At 64.5% G+C, this 13,972-nt stretch carries 12 protein-coding genes; 3 read left to right on the plus strand and 9 right to left on the minus strand.

Annotation, left to right across the window (positions count from 1 at the left end; genetic code table 11):
* Positions 1-1,488 (plus strand): amidase, encoded by a 1,488-nt coding sequence (locus tag AB7531_RS27015; RefSeq protein ID WP_371495478.1) that lies wholly within the window; start codon positions 1-3, stop codon positions 1,486-1,488.
* 16 nt (positions 1,489-1,504) lie between these two features.
* Here the strand turns inward: AB7531_RS27015 and AB7531_RS27020 are convergent, their stop codons facing one another.
* Positions 1,505-2,110 (minus strand): TetR/AcrR family transcriptional regulator, encoded by a 606-nt coding sequence (locus AB7531_RS27020; RefSeq protein ID WP_063983899.1) that lies wholly within the window; start codon positions 2,108-2,110, stop codon positions 1,505-1,507.
* Positions 2,111-2,311: 201 nt separating this feature from the next.
* Between AB7531_RS27020 and AB7531_RS27025 the strand changes: the two genes are divergently transcribed.
* Complete coding sequence (locus AB7531_RS27025) at positions 2,312-3,556, plus strand: efflux RND transporter periplasmic adaptor subunit (protein WP_063983900.1); 1,245 nt, start codon at positions 2,312-2,314, stop codon at positions 3,554-3,556.
* Positions 3,557-3,691: 135 nt separating this feature from the next.
* Positions 3,692-6,895 carry an efflux RND transporter permease subunit gene (locus AB7531_RS27030; protein WP_063983901.1) on the plus strand — a complete coding sequence of 1,068 codons (3,204 nt, stop codon included), beginning with the start codon at positions 3,692-3,694 and terminating at the stop codon, positions 6,893-6,895.
* Here AB7531_RS27030 and AB7531_RS27035 read toward each other — a convergent pair.
* The 8 genes from AB7531_RS27035 to AB7531_RS27070 form a co-directional block, all read right to left on the minus strand.
* Positions 6,892-7,620, minus strand: a complete 729-nt coding sequence (locus AB7531_RS27035; RefSeq protein ID WP_063983902.1) for a sulfite exporter TauE/SafE family protein — start codon at positions 7,618-7,620, stop codon at positions 6,892-6,894. The genes AB7531_RS27030 and AB7531_RS27035 overlap by 4 nt on opposite strands.
* A 193-nt stretch (positions 7,621-7,813) precedes the next feature.
* The gene (locus AB7531_RS27040; protein WP_063983903.1) at positions 7,814-8,071 is read right to left on the minus strand and encodes a hypothetical protein; all 258 of its coding nucleotides are present in this window, start codon (positions 8,069-8,071) and stop codon (positions 7,814-7,816) included.
* Positions 8,072-8,302: 231 nt separating this feature from the next.
* Complete coding sequence (locus AB7531_RS27045; RefSeq protein WP_063983904.1) at positions 8,303-9,421, minus strand: helix-turn-helix transcriptional regulator; 1,119 nt, start codon at positions 9,419-9,421, stop codon at positions 8,303-8,305.
* A 108-nt stretch (positions 9,422-9,529) separates the two neighbouring features.
* The gene (locus AB7531_RS27050) at positions 9,530-10,648 is read right to left on the minus strand and encodes a helix-turn-helix transcriptional regulator (RefSeq protein WP_063983905.1); all 1,119 of its coding nucleotides are present in this window, start codon (positions 10,646-10,648) and stop codon (positions 9,530-9,532) included.
* A gap of 144 nt (positions 10,649-10,792) precedes the next feature.
* Positions 10,793-11,026, minus strand: a complete 234-nt coding sequence (locus AB7531_RS27055) for a hypothetical protein (RefSeq protein ID WP_187388101.1) — start codon at positions 11,024-11,026, stop codon at positions 10,793-10,795.
* Positions 10,995-11,243 carry a DUF6894 family protein gene (locus tag AB7531_RS27060; RefSeq protein ID WP_063983906.1) on the minus strand — a complete coding sequence of 83 codons (249 nt, stop codon included), beginning with the start codon at positions 11,241-11,243 and terminating at the stop codon, positions 10,995-10,997. Before AB7531_RS27060 ends, AB7531_RS27055 begins: the two co-directional genes overlap by 32 nt.
* Before the next feature lie 134 nt (positions 11,244-11,377).
* Positions 11,378-12,352, minus strand: coding sequence for a helix-turn-helix transcriptional regulator (locus AB7531_RS27065; protein ID WP_063983907.1), 975 nt, complete (start codon positions 12,350-12,352; stop codon positions 11,378-11,380).
* Positions 12,353-12,580: 228 nt separating this feature from the next.
* Positions 12,581-13,738, minus strand: coding sequence for a helix-turn-helix transcriptional regulator (locus AB7531_RS27070; protein WP_063986443.1), 1,158 nt, complete (start codon positions 13,736-13,738; stop codon positions 12,581-12,583).
* Positions 13,739-13,972 lie beyond the last annotated feature (234 nt).

Consider the following 13,972-nt stretch of genomic DNA (forward strand, 5'->3'; position numbering starts at 1 on the left):
ATGACCGCAGATAACGTTGATCTGAATTACGGCTCGATCGGCGCACTGCTGACCGCCCTGCACGCTCGCAAAGTGTCCGCGTCCGAGTTGCTCGCGCATACGATCGCGCGCATCGAGGCGCTGGACGGGCGGATCAACGCGATCATCGTTCGCGATTTCGATCGGGCGAGAGACGCCGCACGCGCCGCCGATGCCGCGCTTGGCCGCGGCGAGCGGCTGCCGCTGCTCGGCATTCCCGTGACCCTCAAGGAACCGTTCAACGTCGCCGGCCTGCCGACGACATGGGGCTTTCCGCATTTCAGGGATTTCCAACCGGCGGAAGACGCCCTTGTGGTCTCGCGGTTGAAGGCGGCAGGCGCCATCATCATCGGCAAGACCAATATCCCGATCGGCTTGCGGGACTTCCAAAGTTACAACGACATCTACGGAGCGACGAACAACCCATGGGAACTCGGCCGGTCGCCCGGCGGCTCCTCGGGCGGATCGGGCGCGGCGCTGGCCGCGGGTTTCGGTCCGCTCTCGATCGGCTCGGACATCGGCGGCTCGATCCGCGTACCTGCGCACTTCTGTGGTGTGTTCGGACACAAGCCCAGCCTCGGCCTGGTCCCGCTGCGCGGCTACAGCCTGCCGCCTGCACTACCCGTCCCCGGCCAGGGCGATCTGGCTGTCGTCGGGCCGATGGCGCGCACCGCCTCCGACCTTGCGCTGTCGCTCGACGTGATTGCCGGCCCCGACGAGACGCGCGACGGGATCGGCTATCGCCTTGCGCTACCGGCCCCGCGGCACGACGATCTCAAGGATTTCAGGATCCTCGTGATCGATACCCATCCGCTGATGCCGACGGGCGATGCCGTGCGTTCAGCCATTGGGCGATTGGCCGACCGGCTCGACAAATCTGGTGCGCGGGTCGCACGTGCGAGCACGTCGCTGCCCGACCTCGCCGACTCCGCGCGGCTCTACATGAAGCTGTTGAACGCAGCCCGAAGCCCGCGCCTGACACCGGCCGCCCTCGCAGAGGCGCAAGGAATTGCCGCGGCGCTCTCGCCCGACGACCGCAGCCTGCAGGCCGAGCGTGCGCGGGGCTGGGGCATGATCCATCGCGAATGGCTGGCGACCGACGCGGCGCGCCTGCAGTTGCAGCAACGGTGGCAGCAGTTCTTCCGCGAGTTCGACGCCGTGATCTATCCGGCTGCCGCCGTGCCGGCCTTTCCGCATGACCAGTCCGAACCGTTCGACGCGCGGCAACTGGACATCGACGGAAAGCTGCACCCTTACGCCGATGCGTGCTTCATCTGGGCGGACCCGGCCTCGACCTGCGGACTGCCGGCGACCGCCGTACCGATCGAGCGAACGCCGTCGGGCCTGCCGGTCGGGGTTCAGATCATCGGGCCTTATCTCGAGGACCGCACGACGATTGCGCTGGCCGGGTTGATTGAACGCGAGTTCGGTGGCTTCGTCCCGCCGCCTTCGCTGCAATCGTCAAATTGACAACGGCGGGCGGCCGTCACGTTCTGTCGGCCGACTGCGCCTCGACCGCCTGCACGGCGACGCTCGCGACCTGACGCAGCGCCTCGCGGTCGGAGCCTGAGGACGCCATCACGCCCATGCCGACCGAGACGGCCGAGACGTAGCGCGCGAGCGCGGCGGGATCAGAGCTCGGCTTGAGATCGCCTTCGGCCTTGGCGCGAACAAAGCGCTCGCGGAGCTGGTCTTCGTTCTCGGCGCGGCGGGCGGCGAGCTCGAAGGGGACGTTTTCGGAGCCACTGCCGCAGGCGATGCCGCCTTGCACGAGCAGGCAGCCGGGCGGATTGGCGGGATCGGTCTGCTTTTCGGCGATGCCCATCAGCATCCGCTCGGCGACGTCGCGGGCAGTCGGCGCGGCGACCACCTCGTCCATCCAGACGCCCCGCAATTTGGTGTAACGGTCGAGCGCGGCCTTGAGCAGGCCTTCCTTGTTGCCGAAGCAGGCGTAAAGGCTCGGCGGATTGATGCCCATGGCCTCGGTGAGCTGGGCAATGGTGGCGCCCTCATAGCCATGGCGCCAAAACACTTCCATCGCCTGGTCCAACGCCGTTTCGGCGTCGAATTCGCGGGGGCGTCCCATGCCCATGTGCCTGTCTCCTCGGAATTCACGTTCTGCCTGAAGCTTAACGCCGAATCCTATCTATTTGTTCTAGCTTTATTTTCTCTGCCGTCTTCCAATTCTTGCGGTATGCCGCTACAATTTTCTTAGTGAATGGTACATAAGTATCTTGCACTGCGACATCCAGCTCCACATCTGTAGTGAACACTACATATCTGGAGCGCGCAAATGCATCCCTCGCAAAACTCCCCCCGCACCGGCCGTTTCCGCCGCCTCCTCGGCGGCGTTGCCATCGTGGGCGCCCTCGCCGTGGCCGGCTCGATCGCGACCGGCCATTACTTACGTGCCGCGCAGGCGACCGCAACGGCTGCGGCAGCTGAGCAGGCCGTCCCTGTCACGGTCGCGCTGATCGAACCGAAGCAGACCGTGCTGTGGGACGATTTCTCCGGCCGGCTCGAGGCCATCAACCGTGTCGAGCTTCGTCCCCGCGTCGCGGGTGCGATCCTTGCGACCAACTTCACCGAAGGCGCGCTGGTGAAGGCCGGCGACGTGCTGTTCAAGATCGATCCGGCGCCTTACGCAGCAGAGGTCGACAAGGCCAACGCCCAGCTCGAGGCTGCCAAAGCGCGCGTCGTGTTCACCCAGAGCGAGCTCGAGCGCGGCGCGCAGCTGGTCGGCAATGCCGTGGTCACACGGCGCGACTACGACCAGCGCGACAATGCCAATCGCGAAGCCATCGCCAATGTGAAGGCGGCAGAAGCGACGCTCCAGACCGCAAAGCTCAATCTCGACTACACCGAGGTGCGTGCACCCGTGGACGGCCGCGTCGGCAAGTTCGAGATCACCGTCGGCAATCTCGTCGCCGCCGGCACCGCCTCCCCGGTGCTGACCTCGCTGGTGTCGGTCAATCCGATCTACGCATCGTTCGATGCGGATGAAGAGGTCGTGCTGCGCGCGCTGAACTCGATCGCGGATGCCTCCGGCAAGCGCGGCAATCTCGACCAGATCCCGGTGGAAATGACGACATCCGGCGGTCTCTCGGCGAGAGGTCATATCCAGCTCATCGACAACCAAGTCAACGGCCAGAGCGGCACCATCCGGGTCCGCGCGGTGTTTCGGAACGAGGACGGGCGTCTCATCCCCGGCCAGTTCGCCCGCGTACGCATGGGCCAGCCGAAGCAGCAGACGCTGGTGATGATCGACGAGCGCGCGATCGGCACGGACCAGGACAAGAAGTTCGTGATGGGGGTCGGCGACGACAGCCGCGCGGTCTATCGGCCGATCACGCTCGGCGGTTCGGTTGACGGCCTGCGCATCGTGACGGCGGGGCTGAAGCCCGGTGATCGCATCATCGTCAATGGCCTGCAACGCGTGCGTCCGGGTGCTCTCCTCAAGACGGAGGTCGCGGTGATGGGTGCGCGGGGACCGCAGCAGGCCTCCAACCACAGCAACCAGGACGTGGTGCAACGCTAGTTACATCATTCCGGGCCGCGTGCCCGGAATAACGACGTCATAGAGCTACCAAGACATCGCATCTCGATTCCGGGTTCGCGGGTATTTCCCGCGTCCCGGTAACGGGAGAGCTGTCTCTCTTGCAGGGGCAAGGCCATGAATCTCTCAAAGTTCTTTATCGACCGTCCGATCTTCGCCGGCGTGCTGTCCGTGCTGATCTTCCTCGCAGGCCTGATCTCGCTGTTCGCGATGCCGATCTCCGAATATCCGGACGTGGTGCCGCCCTCGGTGCTGGTGCGCGCGACCTATCCCGGTGCCAACCCCAAGGTGATCGCCGAGACGGTGGCAACCCCGATCGAGGAGCAGATCAACGGCGTCGAAGGCATGCTCTACATGTCGAGCCAGGCGACCACCGACGGCGCCATGACGCTGACGGTAACGTTCCGGCTCGGCACCGACCCCGACAAGGCGACGCAGCTGGTGCAGAACCGCGTGCAGCAGGCCGAGCCGCGCCTGCCAGCCGTGGTGCGCCAGCTCGGCATCATCACCAAAAAGTCGTCGCCCGACCTCACCATGGTCGTGCATTTGCTGTCGCCCAACGGCCGCTACGACATGACGTATTTGCGCAACTACGCGGTGCTCAACGTCAAGGACCGCCTCGCGCGGATCGACGGCGTCGGCGACGTCCAGCTTTACGGCGCCGGCGACTATTCGATGCGGGTCTGGGTCGATCCGCAGAAGGCGGCCGAGCACGGCCTGACCGCAAGCGACATCGTCAAGTCGATCCAGGCACAGAACGTCGAAGCCGCCGCCGGCGTCGTCGGCTCGTCGCCGAACGTCAGGGGTATCGACCTGCAAATGTCCGTCAATGCGGAAGGACGGCTTGCGAACGAGGAGCAGTTCGGCGACATCGTGGTCAAGACCGGCACGCGCGGCGAAGTCGTGCGGCTGCGCGACGTCGCCCGCATCGAGCTTGGCGCCTCCGAATACGGCCTGCGCTCGCTGCTCGACAACAAGCAGGCCGTGGCGATCCCGATCTTCCAGGCGCCGGGCTCCAACGCGCTGGAGATTTCCGACCACGTCCGCGCCACCATGGCCGAGATCAAGAAGAACATGCCGGAGGGCGTGTCCTACCAGATCGTCTACGACCCCACCCAGTTCGTGCGCTCCTCGATCGAAGCTGTCATCCACACGCTGCTGGAAGCGATCGCACTGGTCGTGCTGGTGGTGATCCTGTTCCTGCAGACCTGGCGCGCTTCCATCATTCCACTGCTGGCAGTGCCGGTGTCCATCGTCGGCACCTTTGCGGTGATGCATCTGTTCGGCTTCTCCATCAACGCGCTCAGCCTGTTCGGCCTCGTGCTTGCGATCGGCATCGTCGTCGACGACGCCATCGTCGTGGTCGAGAACGTCGAGCGCAACATCGAGGGTGGCCTCTCGCCGCGCGACGCCACCTACCAGGCGATGCGCGAGGTCTCCGGCCCGATCATCGCGATCGCGATGGTGCTGATCGCGGTGTTCGTGCCGCTGGCCTTCATCTCCGGCCTCACCGGGCAGTTCTACAAGCAGTTCGCGCTGACCATCGCGATCTCGACCGTGATCTCGGCCGTCAACTCGCTGACGCTGTCGCCGGCCCTATCGGCCCTTCTGCTGAAGGGACACAACGAGCCGAAGGACAAGCTGACGATCATCATGGAAAAGGGCCTTGGCTGGTTCTTCCGCGGCTTCAACAAGGCCTTCACGCGCTCTTCGGACAATTACAGCGGCACCGTCACCAAGGTGATCTCGGGCAAGGCTGCGGTGATGGGCCTCTATGTGGTGCTGGTCGGCCTCACCGCCTTCCTGTTCCAGCAGGTGCCGAGTGGATTCGTGCCGGGCCAGGACAAGCAATATCTGGTCGGCTTCTCGCGGCTGCCCGACGGTGCAGCGCTCGACCGCACCGAAGAGGTCATCCGCAAGATGAGCGACATCGCGCTGACCCAGCCCGGTGTCGAGAGCTCGGTCGCGTTCCCGGGCCTGTCGATCGCCGGCTTCACCAACTCATCCAACGCCGGCATCGTGTTCTCGACGCTGAAACCGTTCGACGAGCGCAAGGGTCCGGCCCTGAGCGGGAACGCGATCGCGGCCGATCTCAACAAGAAATATTCCGGCATCCAGGAAGCCTTCATCGCCATGTTCCCGCCGCCGCCGGTCAACGGCCTCGGCACCATCGGCGGCTTCAAGCTGCAGATCGAGGACCGCGCCGGTCTCGGCTATGAAGCGCTGAACGAGGCGACCAAGGCGTTCATGGCGGCGATGCAGAAGGCGCCGGAGATCGCCGGCGTGTTCTCGAGCTTCCAGGTCAACGTGCCCCAGCTCTTCGCCGACATCGACCGCACCAAGGCGCTTCAGCTCGGCGTGCCCGTGACCGAAGTGTTCAACACCCTGCAGATCTACCTCGGTTCCTACTACGTCAACGACTTCAACAAGTTTGGTCGCACCTACTCCGTCTATGTCCAGGCCGACGCGCCGTTCCGGGCGCGTGCCGACGACATCAGGCAGTTGAAGGTGCGCTCGTCCTCGGGCGACATGGTGCCGCTGTCGGCGCTGCTCACGATTCGCCAGAGCGCCGGACCTGAGCGCGCGATCCGCTACAACGGCTTTTTGTCGTCCGACATCAACGCGGCCGCCGCGCCCGGCTTTTCATCGGGCCAGGCGCAGGAGGTCGCGACGCGGATCGCGGCGGAGACGTTGCCGCCGGGCTTTGCCTTCGAATGGACCGACCTGACCTATCAGGAGTTCATCGCCGGCAATTCCGGACTCTGGGTGTTTCCGCTGGCGATCCTGCTGGTGTTCCTGGTGCTGGCGGCGCTCTATGAGAGCCTGACCCTGCCGCTCTCGATCATCATGATCGTGCCGATGGGGCTGCTGGCTGCGATGTTCGGGGTCTGGATCTCGAAGGGCGACAACAACGTCTTCACCCAGATCGGGCTTATCGTTCTCGTCGGCCTCTCCGCCAAGAACGCGATCCTGATCGTCGAATTCGCGCGCGAGCTCGAATTCGCGGGACGCACGCCGATTCGGGCGGCGATCGAGGCGAGCCGCTTGCGGCTGCGCCCGATCCTGATGACGTCGATGGCGTTCATCATGGGCGTCTTGCCGCTGGTGCTCTCGACCGGCGCGGGCTCGGAGATGCGGCGCGCGATGGGCGTCGCGGTGTTCTCCGGCATGATCGGCGTCACCGTGTTCGGCCTGTTCCTGACGCCGGTGTTCTATGTGCTGCTCCGGACCGTCACCGGCAACAAGCCGCTGGTGCATCACAGCAGCGACACCAGCGCGGCGCCGGTCCAGGGTCTCAAGCACGAAGGCGCAGGCCACTAGATCAGGGAAATCCCTGAGAGCAGCAACAGAACGAGCACGGTCTTGCGAAAGACCGTCTCGTTGACCCGGTGAAAGGCGATCACGCCGAGCGCTGAGCCTGCGAACAGCGCCGGCAGGCTGATCGCGAGGTCGACGAACACCTTCGACGATAGATCCTGGTGTCCGACCAGCAGCGCGATCGCGAAGACCTGCATCGCGGCGATGAACGGCTGCACCAGGCCGCGCTGCTCGCTCTTGGGCATGCCGCGCATGTCGCACCAGATCGTGGGGATCGCGCCGGGCATCGCGGTCAGGCCGCCGACCAGCCCTCCCCCGAACCCGATCAGTGCGACCCAGGGCCGGCCGACGGCTTCGCCCGCCGTCACCAGCGTCGGCCGCAGCAGCATGTAGGCCGCATAGAGCGCGACGATGATACCGAAGCCGCGCCGGAGCAGATGCGTGTCCGTGCTCTGCAGCAGCGACACCGCGATGGGAACGCCGATCAATCCGCCGACGATCAGCAGCAGACTGCCCTCCCACCGGATGCTGCGCCGAAGCGCCCATAGATTGGTGGCCTGCACGCCGATGCTGCACGCCATCATCAGCGGCACGGCCTCCAGCGGCTGAAACACGCGGAGCAGAATCGCGCCCGCCACGGCCGAGAACGCGAAGCCCGAGAGCCCCGAGACGAAAGCGCCGGCGAACACGGCGACGCTCACGAGAAGGCTGGTCGTGATATCAGGCACGATGCGTTCTCCGGGTCAATCGTAGGGTGTCTGCGTCGCCGGGACATCGGCAGTCCCGGTGCAGAGCTCCGCATCGTGCGAATTCAGGAGAGGCCGAGCGACCGGCTGCGCGTGCGAACGCTCCAGCATTGCCAGCCCGACCAGTTGAAGCGTGACGAGCGCCGCCGTCAGCGCGGCTGCGACAATATTGACGTTACGCGCGTTCGAACGTGGTGCGGCCGGCCGCGCGCTCGCGCGGATCAACTCTGTTGGCATTTTCAAAAATATCCTCTTCATTGCAGACGGGAATCATTTCATTCAAACGCGACGTTCCGTGCGACTGCTCCAGCAAATGGCTGTAGCGCCGCAACACGCGCTTCGCGTCGATCTCGCGCTGCGCGCGGAATGCCGCGCCGATGCGCGCGACGATGTCGCGGAACTTGCCGGCCGGAGCTGGTGACGCCTTTCGCATGACAATCTCCTCTCAACTTGTGCGAGAGATTGATGAGGTTCACTTCCGCTTGCTGTGAGTTGCTTCACACGAAGATCGAACGCGTCGAGCAAGAAAACGCGTGAGTTCTCGTAGAAGAGAGCGCGGAGAATCGCGTCATTCGATCGAACGACCCGCGATAACTTTCTAATGATGCTGCTGTTTGAACCTATCGCGAGCCGGAGCGACTCGCCTGCGCCTTCGGAAAGCGCGTCAGTGCAGAACCGGATTGGAAAATCCAGCCGCGAGCTTCACGAGGTCCGCCTGTCGCGAGACGCCGGTCTTCGCGAACACCCGATGCAGATGCGTCTTCACCGTCGTCTCCGCGATGCCGAGCGCCACGGCCGTCTCCGGCACACCGCCGACCTCGACGATCGATTGCATGACCCTCAGCTCCGCAGGGGTCAGTTCGAACGCGCGGTCGATGAGGCCGGCACATGAGCGGCCGTCGAGTTCCGCCTTCCAGATGAACAGGGCGCCGACCGCCGACATGCGCTCCGCCGCGCCTTCACGCAACAACGACGGCAGCGCGATGACGTGCGCGACGTAGTAGGAGCCGTCATGCGACATCAGCGGAATCTTTCGCCCGCCGGCCGCCGCGACGGCAACCTCGCCTGCGTCACGGAAGATATCGCGCAGCGCCGAATTTGCCGCGGAAGATCGTGCCACCAGCCGGCCCGCGACAGACCGCAGGACATCATCGGCGGCGAGCAACATGTCCGCGGCAGGATTGCTGTGGACGATGTTGCAGGCCGTATCGAGCAGGATGACGCCGGCATTCAGCCGATCCACGACATCGGCGAGCGCGATCGCCCGCTGCTGCTTCCGCTCGATCGCCCGGTTGATCAGCAGCGCCCGGCTCGCATGCGGAATCAGGAATTGCATCCGCGCCCGCTGCTCGGCATCGAGCATCCCCTTGCCGGGAATCACGGTGATCAGCATCGGACACGGCGACTTCGACTGTTCCAGAACCACGCTGGCGACATCGACGCAGCCCTGGGGCCGCAGCCATTCCTGATAGAACCGCCCGCGGCGATATTCGTCGAAATTCACGAGATCGGGGATGTTACGAACCTCGCCATAGCGAGGCAGCCGTGCCAGCGGATCGTACTGGGCGTAGGTCTCGGCATAGAGCTGGATGTAGTGCGGATCGACACCGCAGTAATAATGCGTCGCGCCGGACTTGCTGACCGGATCCTTCGAAATCAGCCCGCAAGCCTGGCTGCCGATGAACGCATTGAGCTTGACGACAACATCGCTCCACAACTCAGGGTGGAGACCCGCGTCATATATATTCTCGATCAACTCGGACTGTTTGGGAGGTCGGGACATCAGAACAGCCAATGGTGACTTGGAGATCGCGAAATGCTCGTCATGCCCGGCGGCACAATTGAGTCTATCGTGGGAGCAAAAGGTTCAACCCCGGCCGCGATTGACCGATCAGTTGACGAGCGGATTGGAGAATCCGGCCGCGAGCTTGACGAGATCGGCCTGACGCGAAACGCCGGTCTTGGCGAACACCCGATGCAGATGCGTCTTCGCCGTGGTCTCTGCGATACCGAGCGCTGCCGCCGTTTCCGGGACGCCACCGACCTCGACGATCGACAGGAACACGCGCAGCTCGGCCGGCGTGAGGCCGAAGGTCCGTGCGATCAGCTCGCCATAGGACTGCCCGCCAAGCGACACCTTGCGCAGGAGCAGCGCACCGGCGGCATCGACCACCCGCTCGCTGCCATTTCGCAGCACGGACGACAGCGGCAGAATATGCGCGACATAACGCTCGCCGCTCGGCGAAAGCAGCGGGATCGCATGGCCCCGTGTGGCAAGCAGGGCAATTTCGCTGCGGGTCGCAAGTGCCTCGCGCAGCGTCTGATTGGCCTCCGCGCTGCTGGTTACGAGCTGCCCGGCAACGGACCGAACCACGTCGTCGGCGGCAAACAAGGCGTGGCCGGCCGAATTCGCATGCACCACCCGGCAGAAGGCATCGAGCAGGAAGATGCCGGACGCCAGATTGTCCAGAACATCCACCAGCGCCGTCGCCAGTGTCAGTTGCGAGGTGATGGCGCGGTTGATCAGCAGCGCGCGGCTGGCGTGCGGTACGATCAGCGAGAGCCGACGCTTCATCGCCGGGTCCACCATGTGCCGGCCCGACAGCACCGTCATCATCACCGGGCAGCTCGCATGCGATGTCTCGAGCACGACGTTGGCCGCGTCGCTGCAACCCTGCGGCTGCATCCACTCCTGGTAAAAGCGCCCTTTCCGGTATTCATCGAAATTGACGAGATCGGGGATGCTGACGATCTCGCCATGCGGCGGCAGCACCGTCAGCGGGTCGAACTTCGAATAAGTCTCTGAATAGAGCCGGATATAGTGCGGGTCGGCCCCGCAATAATAATGAGTGACGCCGAATTTGCTGATCGAATCCTTGGAAAACAGCCCGCAGGCCTGCCCGCCGACGAAATCGCGGACGCCGGCGACGACGTGGTTCCACAGCGAGGGATCGAGCCCCGCGTCATAGATGGACTCGACCAGTTCGGGCAGCTTCGGTGGTCGATGCATGGCTATAAATGGCCTGAGTGATCAATATCACCAAGAATACCATAACCACGGCATGCGACGTCCTCCGATCGGAGGAGGCGCCGGCCGGGCGGATGGGGCCCGGCCGGCGGGCATCGCATTCGAGCCGCCAGGGCTGATGCCGGCTCAGAACGCGACGCGAACGCCACCCTTCGCTGTGCCGGTGCGGCTCCGGTCGGACATCATCATGCCCTCGACCGCGCCGAACACGGACACGTTGCGGCTGGCGCGGTAGTCGAAGCCGAAGCCGGCCACCGCAGCATTGTTGAGCACTTGGCGCCGCGACCGGTTGTCGGCGTTGCCGCCCAGGAGGGTGAAGTCGGAACGGTCATGCCTGGTCCCAGCCGACCTTCTCGACATTTTCTGACCAGACCGCGGCGCGATAGACCTCTCGCCCACCCGCATCCCTGACGCGGATCCAGGCGTCGCGATCACGCAGATCGTCACGCCAGACGAACAGATGTCTCGCCATCTCGTCGGCCACGACGAACGTGGCCTTGGCCTGCTCGAAGACCATGCCGCCCGGATCGATCTTCACGACATTGTCGACCAGGAGATCAAAGAAGAAGCGGCGCATTCACAACTCCAACTGCCGGCGCCGTCCGAAACACAGCGTCATCGTTCTACTCCGCGCGCTTAGAAGACGTAGTCGGCCGAACGCGCGCGCTGCGATAGGCACCCGCCTGGTCGCACGAACCGCGCACCGCGCGGTCACAGCGCTTCGCCGCTCCTGACGCCGCTGGGCGTCGCGCCATAGGCCCGCCGGAAACAACGATTGAAATAAGAGAGATCGCCGAAGCCCACGTCGTAGGCGATCGAGCTCACCGGCCGCCCGGCGAAGTCAGGCTCGCGCAGCATGCGATGGGCGCGTTTGAGGCGCTGCCCGGTCAGGAAGGACGAGAACGTCTTGCCGTCGGCTTCGAACAGCCGCTGAAGGTAACGTGTGGTCACGCCGAATTCCTGCGCCACGGTCGCGACCGAAAGGTCCTGATGCCAGCAATTGTTGACGATGAAGGACTTCACCTTCCGCAGCCGCGCGGCCCGGACGCCTCTGCGCCCGGCCAGCTCGTGAACCTCATCCGTCGCGCCGAGAACACGCGCCATCAGATCATGGAGATGTGCAACAGCGAGCTGGCGCAATGCGGGCACCGCGAACGCGCGCTCGCGCACCAGAGACGTCGCGTAGTCGACCAGCAGGCGAAGTCCGGTGGCGCGCTCCGGAATGATTCGCATCACGGTGTCGTCGATGTCCACGATCATGGGCGCCAGCACCCGCCGCGGCACGCGCAGCGACAGACAATTTCCAAGCGAGAGGCGTTCGTAGATCGTCGCGTCCTCCGCGCTCGTCAGAACCGCGTCACCGGGATGAAGCCTCAGATCTCGTCCTCGCGCAGATACTTCGACGATGCCGGATCGGTTGATCATCAGGCCAAGGCTGTCGTTGCCGTCGACGACCAATTGCTTGGTACGGATGACCCGCGCTCCGACCAGCCCGCCGATCACCAGCTGGACGTCCGGCAAGCCATGGGATGTGAGGCTCGCGGCGAACGGTTTTTCGTCCGTCGGCTCGACCTCCGCCTTGAGCACGCCGCGGCAATAGAATTCGCGCAGCAGCGACACACGCTCGTCTTCGGGAATGTGGTCCGTCGAAACATTGAGAATGGAAAATTCGACCTTGCCGCTCACTGCAATTTCTCCAACCGACAGGCAGGCTCGCTCACGCGCTGTCGTCTCCCGCACCCGCGTCCGGTGCCGGCGCGCATTGTTCCGTGGCGCACGCTGCCCTTCTCATTCAAGTGGCGCCATATACGAAAGTATCAAATGACGCGCGTCGTACGTTCGGAGGACCTGACGATCCTGCTCATCACAATGGATTGAGATTGCATCGCCGCGCGGCTCGCGCCGTCAAATGAATCACATGGTGTCGTCGTCGCGGCTCGTTCGCTGTACAAACGGCGCGGTGAAGCCGGCCGCGATCTTCACGAGGTCGGCCTGCCTGCCGGCACCGGTCTTCTCGAACAGGCGACCGAGATGCGTCTTCACCGTGGTCTCGGCAATGCCGAGCTTTGCCGCGATATCGGGAACGCCGCCGACCTCGACGATGGCCATCAGCACGCGCAATTCGGACCGCGTCAGCCTGAAGGCCGCAGCAATGGCGTCGGGCACGAGCGATGGCACCATCGCGGCCTTCTGTACGAGGAGCACCGTGGCCGCGACGTCTCGCGGCAGGCTGCGCTCCCGCTTCAATGGAAGGACTTGGACGAGATAGTGCTGACCGTCCGCCGACGTCGCGAGCCCGATGCGGCGGCGACCGGCCGGGTGAGTTTCACCATCTGCGGCAACTTCGAACAGGCCGCGGAATATTTTGTCGGCCTGGGTGTTACGGACCACGATCCGGTCGCCGACCATCGCGAGCAGGTTTGCATCGACGAACAGCTGCCGGCACGCCGCGTTGGCGTGGACGACCCGGCCATCCGCATCGAGCAGGCAGATCGCCGTGCTCAGGCCGTCGAGCACATCGGCAAGATCGTCCACGGTGTGCGAGCGCGCCCTGATCTGCCGGCCCATGATCCTGGAACGCTGGATGTGGGGTGCGAGCAGCCGCATGCGTTCGCGCATCGCCTCGTCGACGGTTCCGCGGGATCGGTGGCGCAACACCTGCAACACCGTGGTACGCGCGTCCGATCTCTCGAGCGCGACGGTCGCGAGGTCGATCGCGCCCTGCGGCTCGACCCACTCGCGATAGAAGCTCGTCGCCACGAAGTCCGCGTGCGGCATGATATCGGTCACGCCGATGGCGTGCCCGGCCGCAAAAGCAAGATGACGATCGAGCAGAGGATCCTGCTCGACATATCTGTCGCGGTAGAGCTGGCGGAAGCGGGATTCGGTGCCAAAATGCTGGTGAATCTCGATCGAGAGCCTTGCCGCATCGCGGGACAGGATGGTCGCGGCACACCCGCCGACGAAATGGGAAACCTGTTCCAGCGCGCCGCTGCGCAGCGCAGGATCGACCGCCGCATCGTAGATCTCGCCGACGAGAGACGAGAACCGGTTTGCCTGGAGGATCGTCATCGGAAGGACGATGCGATCGGCGTGCGGCCCCGGTGACGAAGGGAGCTTGCGCATTGGACATTGGCAGAGCCGACGGAGCGGTCGATCGTCGCCTTCGGCGTGGAAAAAGCAGTGCAGCGAGATGCTAAAATATCGAACATCGTCCTTGCGTAACGTCAACCGCAGGGTGCGGCTTGGACGTTTTCGCCAAAGACTAGGATAAAAGCGAACAGCGCGCGGGCTGTGTGCTGTGGG

Source organism: Bradyrhizobium sp. 63_E2_N1_3, assembly GCF_052076005.1.
GTDB classification, from domain to species: Bacteria; Pseudomonadota; Alphaproteobacteria; order Rhizobiales; family Xanthobacteraceae; genus Bradyrhizobium; species Bradyrhizobium barranii.

What these genes read in the sequence shown, in the direction of transcription:
- AB7531_RS27045 (WP_063983904.1), bottom strand. Translation starts at nt 9,421, where the DNA reads ATGTCCCGACCTCCCAAACAGTCCGAGTTGATCGAGAATATATATGAC.
- AB7531_RS27015 (WP_371495478.1), top strand. Translation starts at nt 1, where the DNA reads ATGACCGCAGATAACGTTGATCTGAATTACGGCTCGATCGGCGCACTG.
- AB7531_RS27060 (WP_063983906.1), bottom strand. Translation starts at nt 11,243, where the DNA reads ATGCGCCGCTTCTTCTTTGATCTCCTGGTCGACAATGTCGTGAAGATC.
- AB7531_RS27040 (WP_063983903.1), bottom strand. Translation starts at nt 8,071, where the DNA reads ATGCGAAAGGCGTCACCAGCTCCGGCCGGCAAGTTCCGCGACATCGTC.
- AB7531_RS27020 (WP_063983899.1), bottom strand. Translation starts at nt 2,110, where the DNA reads ATGGGCATGGGACGCCCCCGCGAATTCGACGCCGAAACGGCGTTGGAC.
- AB7531_RS27050 (WP_063983905.1), bottom strand. Translation starts at nt 10,648, where the DNA reads ATGCATCGACCACCGAAGCTGCCCGAACTGGTCGAGTCCATCTATGAC.
- AB7531_RS27055 (WP_187388101.1), bottom strand. Translation starts at nt 11,026, where the DNA reads ATGTCGAGAAGGTCGGCTGGGACCAGGCATGACCGTTCCGACTTCACC.
- AB7531_RS27030 (WP_063983901.1), top strand. Translation starts at nt 3,692, where the DNA reads ATGAATCTCTCAAAGTTCTTTATCGACCGTCCGATCTTCGCCGGCGTG.
- AB7531_RS27070 (WP_063986443.1), bottom strand. Translation starts at nt 13,738, where the DNA reads ATGACGATCCTCCAGGCAAACCGGTTCTCGTCTCTCGTCGGCGAGATC.
- AB7531_RS27025 (WP_063983900.1), top strand. Translation starts at nt 2,312, where the DNA reads ATGCATCCCTCGCAAAACTCCCCCCGCACCGGCCGTTTCCGCCGCCTC.